Origin of the sequence: Kitasatospora sp. NPDC018058 (assembly GCF_044327205.1) — a bacterium.
Taxonomy (GTDB): domain Bacteria; phylum Actinomycetota; class Actinomycetes; order Streptomycetales; family Streptomycetaceae; genus Kitasatospora.
This window is the reverse complement of the sequence record NZ_JBIRFA010000042.1, coordinates 58742-66783: the sequence shown is the minus strand read 5'-3', so window position 1 is coordinate 66783 and position 8042 is coordinate 58742. Positions and strand designations below refer to the sequence as shown.

Here is an 8042-nt window from a genome sequence, read left to right as displayed (position 1 = left end):
GACAACAGAGCTCAAACGGCTCCGGTGAGAGTAGTGCTCACCTGCTGGCGGCTACGGGCCGTAGTCTCCCTCACGGCCCGTCGAATCCCATTAGGCGTGGTGGTCGAACTCTCCGGCTTTGATGCCTTGGAGGAGGGCGGCGAAGGTCGTGGGGGCGGTGCGGAGGATGAGGTGGCCCTCGTCGGACTCGCGGAGTTCGATCACCCCGTCTGAGGTACGGACCTCCACGCAGTTGTCGCCGGAGCTGCTGAAGGACGACTTCTGCCATTGATTCTGAGACATCTCAGCCTTTCAATTTCTCGACTGTCTGCCGGATAAGGTCCTGCGAATCCTCGTCGTTGAGGGCGGCTCGCTCGATGCGGCCGAAGACCTTGCGATAGGACACAAGCTCGCTCGGATCATCGACGAAGGCCGGGCCCTGCGACAACTCCACCTCGACCGTGTCAAGCTCGGGAACCTCCCCGAATGAGTAGACGAGGTTCTCGATCGGTCCTGGATAGGTGTGAGCGGCGAAGGGGACGACGCGGATGCTCACATCCTCCCTGAGAGAGTCGTCAATCAGGGAGAGGAGCTGGTTCCGCAGCACATCGGTGCCTCCGAAGCGTGTGACCAGGCTGGACTCGTGCACAAAGGCCTCAAGTGTCTTGCGTGGGTGCTGAAGCACCTTCCTTCTGCGCTCCGAACGGAATTCGATGCGTAGGTCGAGTTCGTCGGCCGGAAGCGGAGGGATTTGGCGGTTGAATACCCCTCGCACGTAGTCCTCAGTCTGCAAAGGACCCGGGATGATAGCTGAGGTCCAAGACCTGATCACGCCTGTAGCAAAGTCCTCATGTTCGGCAGATGCGAGAAGAGTGTCAGGGAGACGGTTGCGGTACTTCTCCCACCAGCCCTTTCCGCGCGTGCTGATGATGCCGTTGAGGGCGTCGATGAGTGGATCGTTGTCAGCCTCGCAGGCTGCCGTGATCGTTCGGAGTCGGTCCGCGCTGACGCTGGTCTTTCCGTTCTCCAACTGCGTCACCTGGGCAGGGCTGACTCCGAGTGTGCGAGCGAGCTGGCTGCCGCCGAGGCCGGCTTGCTCGCGCATCTTCCGTAGCTCGGCGCCCAGACGGCGCTGACGAAGGGTTGGGTTCTGACGACCAGGCATGGAGTCAGTCTGCCTCGCCAGCGCTCGATGGGGCCATCTGTCCCTCGGGAGAGGGAACTTCGGCGGAGCAACCTAAAATTAAGTAGTTCTGCGCTATGGTCGGTGTCACATCGATCCGATGGATCGTCAACTCCGGCTGCTGTCAAGCAGTTTCTTCGCATCTCGGGAGCACTCCCATGCGTAACCTCAACACGCCCTCGCTCGCCATCTCCCGGCAGTCCCTCCGGGACGCCATGGGGCGGGTCGGGTACCCGCCCGCCGTGATCGCCGACGGGGAGCTCGCGCTCGTCGAACTCCTCGTGAACGCCTGGCGGCACGGCGCCACCCCCGCGCCGGTCGTCCAGATCCTCGCGATCCACCGCACGCTCCGGGTGGCCGTCGCGGACGAGAGCCCGACGATGCCGGAGCGGTGCATGCCGGGCCTCCTCGCGGAGTCGGGCCGGGGGCTCCAGCTCGTGGAGGGCCTCACGCACCGCTGGGGCGTGGACCTCCAGGAAAGGGGCAAACTCGTTTGGTTCGAGCTGGACTCCGTCGCGTGAAGCGTCGGCGTCGGCCGATGACGCCGACGGATCCGCGCATCCGGGGCTACCGGGACGAGCACGTCCTCGCTCTCCTCGGTGAACTCCACGAGCGTGGCAAGAAGTTCGGGCTGGTCTGGCCGTCGGCCTCGACGGACCGCACGCTCGACGGGCGGGTCCTCGTCCGGTTCAACACGGCGCCGGTCTCGACCCTCCTCAACCTCCTCACCCTGCTCCTCGACGCCGAGCGGGACCGTCCGTGCGATTCCTGATCGGGGCGGCCTTCGCCGTCCTCCTCTCCCTCGCGTTCGCGACCGTCGCCCTGGGCGTGATCACCGCCCTCCGCGCGTCCCCTCCGGACGAGGACGCCTGACCCCCGCCGGCCCCCGCCGCCCGTGCGCCGGGGGCTGCGGGCACGATGGACCCCATGCACATCGACCACTACGCACCGGCGAACACCCTCCTCGGCCTCCTGCAGCGTGGCCGGGGGCAGGGCGCGCTGATAGCCGCCGAGGACCCGGCTTCGGCCGCCGACTTGGTCTACGGCTGCATCCGCTGGGAATGGCGCTGGGACCCACAGGTCGATGACAGACACCTCTATCTCGCTCGGCTGATCAGGGGCCTGGGGCTGCCGCTCGGGCCGGTGATCGAGATGCTCGCCTTGGGCGAGGAAACCCGGGACCGGGCCACCGGCGTGCTGGAGCTGCTGGCGCTCGGCGGTTCGGAGGAGGCCCGGGAGGCCCTGCGGGTGCAGGCCAAGGAAGAAGAGCAGCGGGAGGACGGCCCGGAGAAGGCGGAGCAGCCGGATCCGATGACCGAGTGGCCGAACGGCGCGCTGCTGGACCTGCTGGCCGACCCCGCCGAATCGGAGGGCCGGAAGATCAACGCATTGCGCGTGCTCTACGAACGGGAACCGGACGCAGCGCTCGCCCCACTCGTCCCGTCGCTCGGCACGGCGGACGGCAAGCACCCACTGCCGATGCTGTCCCTTGCCGTGTACAAGCTCGGCACCCGCGCTCTGTCGGCTGCCCGTGAGTGGGCCGCCTCCGACACCCGCTGGCTGGCCTGGACCGGGGTCGGGGTGCTGGCCCGGCACGGGGAGATCCAGGACATCCCGATTCTCCTCGCCGAGCTGGAGAGGAATTGGGTGGACCGCACCTGGTCCGGGCCGAACGTCATCGCGCACGGGCTGATGCGGTTCGGCCCGAAGGCGGCCGACGCGGTCTCGCTGCTCCGTCGCTTCTGGCTGTGGACGCCGCACTCGTACGAGCGCCATGTCTACTTGGAGGCACTGGCGGCGATGGGGGCGGCCGGGATGGCCGAGGCGTACACCGAGTCGCTCTGGGACTGCCAGTCCGAAGCCCGTCGGCTCGGCGTCGCGCATGCGCCGGATCGGCCCGAAGTAAGGGACCGCCTCGCCTACCTCCGGGACGACCCGATGGAGGACCCGGAGATCAAAAGTGCCGCCGCGGCGCGATTGGCCGGGTCCTAGGAACCCCTCACGCCCGGCCCGGAAAAATCACCTGCCGCACACCGAGGGCTGCGGCACGATGGGCCGCATGCCGGAGGAGACCGAAGAGGACCACTACGCACCGCCGAAGACTCTCCTCGGCCTCCTCCAACGCGGCCGAGGAGAAGGCGCACTCAGGGCCGCCGCCGATCCCGCCACCGCCGCCGACCTGGTCTACGCCTGCGTCCGCCGGGAGTGGAGCTGGGACAGCCTCGTCGACGACCGCTCCCTCTACCTCGCCCGGCTCCTCCGCGACCTGGAGCTGCCGCTCGGCCCGGTCATCGAGGTGCTGACCACCGGCGACGAGTACGACAGCGACCGGGCCGCCGAGATCCTCCAGCGGCTGGCGCGCGGTGGATCCGAGGAGGCCCAGGAGGCCGTGCGGACGCACGTCCGGGAGCAGGAACCCTGGCCGGACATCCGGAAGAAGCAACAACCGCCCAACCCCCTGGCCGAGTTGGAGATCCCGAAGCTCCTCGCCCTGTTGGCCGACCCGGACACGTCGGAGGACCAGAAGACAGAAGCCCTGAGGGTCCTCCGCCGCCGCGCCCCGGAGCCCGGCCTCATCCCGCTCGTCCCCTCCCTCGTCACGGCGGACGGCGAGCGCCCGCTGGTGCTGCTGATCGGCAACATCCGGAAGCTCGGCGCCCTTGCCGTGCCCGCCGCCCGCGACTGGGCGGCCTCCGACACCCGCTGGCTGGCGTGGCAGGGCCTCTCCGTCCTGGCCGAGCACGGCGAGGAGCAGGACATCCCCGCCCTCGTCGCCGAGCTGAAGCGGGACTGGGCGGACGGCACCTGGTGCGGTCCGGAGCGGATGGCGCGCGGCCTGGCCCACTTCGGCACGAAGGCCGCAGCCGCCGCAGCCGCCGAAGCCGTCCCTCTCCTGCGCCGCTACTGGATGCTCACCCCGCACTCCTACGAGCGCCCCGCCTACCTCGAAGCCCTGGCCGCGCTCGACCCCGCCGGCCTGGACACGGCGTACGCCGAATCGCTCTGGGACTGCCAGGACGACGCCCGCCTCCTCGCCGTCCGCCATGCCCCCGACCGCCCTCACGTGCGCGACCGCCTGGCCCACCTCCGGGACGATCCGATGGAGGAGCCGGAGGTCCGCACAGCCGCCGCAGCGCGACTCGCCGGGCTGACCTAGGCGCCCTTCCGGCCACGCGAGGAAGGCGTTCGAAGGGGGCTAGAGTGGACGCGTGAACGTGTGAGTGATGGTCCGGACCCCGCGAGGCGGTTCGGGCCACATCCATTTCCAGGGGTAACCCCTGTGACCTGCACGTTCGCCGGCCCACCAGCCCAGCACCAGAGCCTCCGGAGGCCCCGCCTTGAGCGACCAGCCGTTCGCGCATCTGCACGTCCACACCGAGTACTCGATGCTGGACGGTGCCGCCCGGCTGAAGCAGATGTTCAAGGAGGTCGAGCGGCTGGGTCAGACCCATGTCGCGATGACCGACCACGGCAACATGTACGGCGCCGCCGAGTTCCACCGGCAGGCCACCGACGCGGGGATCACCCCCGTCATCGGCATCGAGGCGTACGTCGCCCCGGAGTCCCGCTCCAACACCAAGCGCATCCTGTGGGGTCAGCCGCACCAGAAGAAGGACGACGTCTCCGCGTCCGGCGCGTACACCCACAAGACCATCTGGGCCCGGAACAAGGAGGGCCTGCACAACCTCTTCAAGCTGACCTCGCGCTCCTACGCCGAGGGCTGGCTGGTGAAGTGGCCCCGGATGGACAAGGAGCTGATCTCCGAGCTGTCCGGCGGCCTGATGGCGACGACCGGCTGCCCGTCCGGTGAGGTGCAGACCCGCCTGCGGCTCGGCCAGTTCGACGAGGCCGTCAAGTCGGCCGCCGACTACCAGGACATCTTCGGCAAGGAGAACTACTTCCTGGAGCTGATGGACCACGGCCTCGACATCGAGAAGCGGGTCCGCGACGGGCTGCTGGAGATCAGCAAGAAGCTGAACATCCCCCCGGTCGTCACCAACGACTCGCACTACACCACCGAGGCCGACGCCGGCGCCCACGACCTGCTCCTCTGCGTCCAGACCGGCAAGAACCTCTCCGACCCGGACCGCTTCCGCTTCGACGGCACCGGCTACTACATCAAGTCCGCCGCCGAGATGTACGCGCTGGACTCCTCGGACGCCTGGCAGGAGGGCTGCCGCAACAGCCAGATCCTCGTCGCCTCCCGGGTCGACACCGAGGGCATGTTCAAGTTCAAGAACCTGATGCCCCGCTTCCCGATCCCGGAGGGCTTCGAGTCCGAGGCGGACTTCTTCAAGTCCAAGGTCTGGGAGGGCATGGACTGGCGCTTCCCGGGCGGGTACGACGAGGAGCACAAGAAGCTCGCCGAGTACGAGATGGACACCATCATCCAGATGGGGTTCCCGGCGTACTTCCTCGTGGTCGCGGACTTCATCATGTGGGCCAAGAGCCAGGGCATCGCGGTGGGCCCGGGCCGTGGTTCGGCGGCCGGTTCGCTGGTCGCGTACGCGATGGGCATCACCGACCTCGACCCCATCCCGCACGGCCTGATCTTCGAGCGCTTCCTCAACCCCGAGCGCATCTCCATGCCCGATGTCGACATCGACTTCGACGAGCGCCGGCGCGGTGATGTGATCCGCTACGTGACGGAGAAGTGGGGGTCCGACAAGGTCGCCATGATCGTCACGTACGGCACCATCAAGGCGAAGGCCGCCATCAAGGACTCCTCCCGAGTCCTCGGCTACCCGTACGCGATGGGCGACCGCATCACCAAGGCGATGCCGCCGGACGTCATGGGCAAGGGCATCCCGCTCTCCGGCATCACGGACAGCAGCCACCCGCGCTACGGCGAGGCGGGCGAGATCCGCGGGCTGTACGAGACCGACCCGGACGTGAAGAAGGTCATCGACACCGCGCGCGGTATCGAGGGCCTGATCCGCCAGCCCGGCGTGCACGCGGCCGGCGTCATCATGTCCGCCGAGCCGCTGACCGATCACATCCCGGTCTGGACCCGGCACACCGACGGCGTCACCATCACGCAGTTCGACTACCCGACTTGTGAGGGCCTCGGCCTTCTCAAGATGGACTTCCTCGGCCTGCGCAACCTGACGATCATGGACGACGCCGTCAAGGCGATCGAGAAGAACAAGGGCATCAAGATCAACCTGCTTGATCTGCCCCTGGACGACAAGCCGACCTACGAACTCCTCGCCCGCGGTGACACGCTCGGCGTCTTCCAGCTCGACGGCGGGCCGATGCGCTCGCTGCTGCGCCTGATGAAGCCCGACAACTTCGAAGACATCTCGGCCGTTCTGGCGCTGTACCGCCCCGGCCCGATGGGCGTCAACTCCCACACCAACTACGCGCTGCGCAAGAACGGTCAGCAGGAGATCACCCCGATCCACCCGGAGCTGGAGAAGCCCCTGGAGGAGGTGCTCCGGCCCACCTACGGCCTGATCGTCTACCAGGAGCAGGTGCAGAAGGCCGCGCAGATCCTCGCCGGCTACTCGCTAGGCCAGGCGGACCTGCTGCGCCGGGCCATGGGTAAGAAGAAGAAGGAGATCCTGGAGGCGGAGTTCGTCCCCTTCCAGAAGGGCTGCCGTGAGCGCGGCTACTCCGACGCGGCCATCCAGGCGGTGTGGGACGTCCTGGTCCCCTTCTCCGGCTACGCGTTCAACAAAGCGCACACCGCCGGGTACGGGCTGGTCTCGTACTGGACGGCCTACCTCAAGGCCAACTACCCGGCCGAGTACATGTCCGGTCTGCTGACGTCCGTCAAGGACGACAAGGACAAGTCGGCGGTCTACCTCAACGAGTGCCGCAAGATGGGCATCAACGTCCTTCCGCCGGACGTCAACGAGTCGGACTCGGACTTCACCCCGCACGGTGACGACACCGTCCGCTTCGGCCTCACCGCCATCCGCAACGTCGGCGGGCCGGTGGTCGATTCGATGATCCGCACGAGGAAGACCAAGGGGAAGTTCTCCTCCTTCCCGGACTTCCTGGACAAGGTGGAGTCGGTGGTCTGCAACAAGCGGACCGTCGAATCGCTGATCAAAGCGGGCGCCTTCGACTCGCTCGGGCACACCCGCAAGGGCCTGAGCGCGCAGTTCGAGCCGATGATCGACAACGTCGTCGGGGTGAAGCGCAAGGAGGCCGAGGGGCAGTTCGACCTCTTCGGCGGCGACACGGCCTCGGACGAGCCGAGTTTCGGGCTGGACGTCGTCTTCTCCGAGGAGGAGTGGGAGAAGTCCTTCCTGCTCACCCAGGAGCGGGAGATGCTCGGCCTGTACGTGTCCTCGCACCCGCTGCACGGCATCGAGCACGTGCTCGCCGACAAGGCGGACTGCGCGGTGGCGGACCTCGCGGAGCGGCCGGACGGGACGATCGTCACCATCGGCGGCATCATCTCGGGCCTCCAGCGGAAGATGACCAAGCAGGGCAACGCCTGGGCGATCGCCACCGTCGAGGACCTGGCGGGCTCGATCGACTGCATGTTCTTCCCGGCGAGCTACCAGCTGGTCTCCTCCCAACTGGTCGAGGACGCCGTGGTGTTCGTCCGCGGCAAGCTGGACAAGCGGGAGGACGTGCCGCGGCTGATGGGCATGGAGCTCTCCGTCCCGGACCTGTCGAACGCCCACGCCGAGGCGCCGATCACCATCAACATCCCGAGCGGGAAGGTCACCCCGCCGCTGGTGGCCCGACTCGGCGAGGTGCTGGGCAGCCACCGGGGCACCACCGAGGTGCGGGTGCGGCTGGAGAGCCGGAACAAGACCACGGTGCTGCGGCTGGACCGGCACCGGGTGAAGTCGGACCCGGCGCTGTTCGGGGACCTGAAGCAGCTGCTCGGGCCGAGCTGCCTGGCGGTCTAGGGCCCTGT

General features: G+C 67.9%; 7 protein-coding genes. 5 read left to right on the top strand and 2 right to left on the bottom strand.

Annotated features, from left to right (window positions below):
• Positions 1–90: 90 nt before the first annotated feature.
• Complete coding sequence (locus ACH4E7_RS36930) at positions 91–282, bottom strand: DUF397 domain-containing protein (RefSeq protein WP_396253560.1); 192 nt, start codon at positions 280–282, stop codon at positions 91–93.
• A gap of 1 nt (position 283) precedes the next feature.
• A complete protein-coding gene (locus tag ACH4E7_RS36925) occupies positions 284–1144 on the bottom strand; it encodes a helix-turn-helix domain-containing protein (RefSeq protein WP_396253559.1) in 861 nt (286 codons plus the stop codon).
• Between the two features lie 176 nt (positions 1145–1320).
• Between ACH4E7_RS36925 and ACH4E7_RS36920 the strand changes: the two genes are divergently transcribed.
• The 5 genes from ACH4E7_RS36920 to dnaE all read left to right on the top strand — a co-directional run bounded on the left by ACH4E7_RS36920 (position 1321) and on the right by dnaE (position 8034).
• Complete coding sequence (locus ACH4E7_RS36920) at positions 1321–1683, top strand: ATP-binding protein (RefSeq protein ID WP_396253558.1); 363 nt, start codon at positions 1321–1323, stop codon at positions 1681–1683.
• A gap of 17 nt (positions 1684–1700) precedes the next feature.
• A complete protein-coding gene (locus tag ACH4E7_RS36915; protein ID WP_396253557.1) occupies positions 1701–1934 on the top strand; it encodes a hypothetical protein in 234 nt (77 codons plus the stop codon).
• 155 nt (positions 1935–2089) lie between these two features.
• Positions 2090–3154, top strand: a complete 1065-nt coding sequence (locus tag ACH4E7_RS36910; RefSeq protein WP_396253556.1) for a hypothetical protein — start codon at positions 2090–2092, stop codon at positions 3152–3154.
• Positions 3155–3221: 67 nt separating this feature from the next.
• Positions 3222–4319 carry a hypothetical protein gene (locus ACH4E7_RS36905; RefSeq protein ID WP_396253555.1) on the top strand — a complete coding sequence of 366 codons (1098 nt, stop codon included), beginning with the start codon at positions 3222–3224 and terminating at the stop codon, positions 4317–4319.
• Positions 4320–4500: 181 nt separating this feature from the next.
• The gene (dnaE, locus tag ACH4E7_RS36900) at positions 4501–8034 is read left to right on the top strand and encodes a DNA polymerase III subunit alpha (RefSeq protein WP_396253554.1); all 3534 of its coding nucleotides are present in this window, start codon (positions 4501–4503) and stop codon (positions 8032–8034) included.
• Positions 8035–8042: the final 8 nt, after the last annotated feature.